Source organism: Streptomyces sp. BE20 (assembly GCF_036322525.1).
Lineage (GTDB): Bacteria > Actinomycetota > Actinomycetes > Streptomycetales > Streptomycetaceae > Kitasatospora.
The window spans coordinates 1-339 of record NZ_JAQYWW010000189.1 but is presented as its reverse complement, the minus strand read 5'-3'; the positions used below and the strand labels follow the sequence as shown (position 1 = coordinate 339).

The window sequence follows — 339 nt, the reverse complement described above, 5'->3', positions numbered from 1 at the left end:
CTCGGCGCTCAGACCTACCGATGACGAGGTGATCCCCTGTGGGACGTCCTTGGAGATGTCTGTTACGTCGTACCCGTCGGCCTTCAGGTTGCGCGCGACCGCGAGGATGCGGGTGTCCGCCTCGCCGCCCCCGACCCGGTCGCCGGCCGGCAGTATCGCCCGGTCGGAGTGGTTGAGCTCGACCCGGATGGTGCCGCCGAGCTCCCCGACCGGGACCGGCTCGACCAGACGGCCGAAGCGGACCCGGAAGTCGTCGAGCAGCCGCAGCGCCTGGCGGGCGAAGTAGCCCAGTTCGGGGTGGTGCCGCTTGGCTTCCAGCTCGGTGACCACGACCACCGG

1 protein-coding gene is annotated in these 339 nt (G+C 70.8%); it reads right to left on the bottom strand.

Annotated elements, in window-relative coordinates:
* Positions 1–339 (bottom strand): PIN domain-containing protein (locus tag PUR61_RS00825; RefSeq protein WP_329874562.1); only part of this gene is annotated, 339 nt, incomplete at both ends.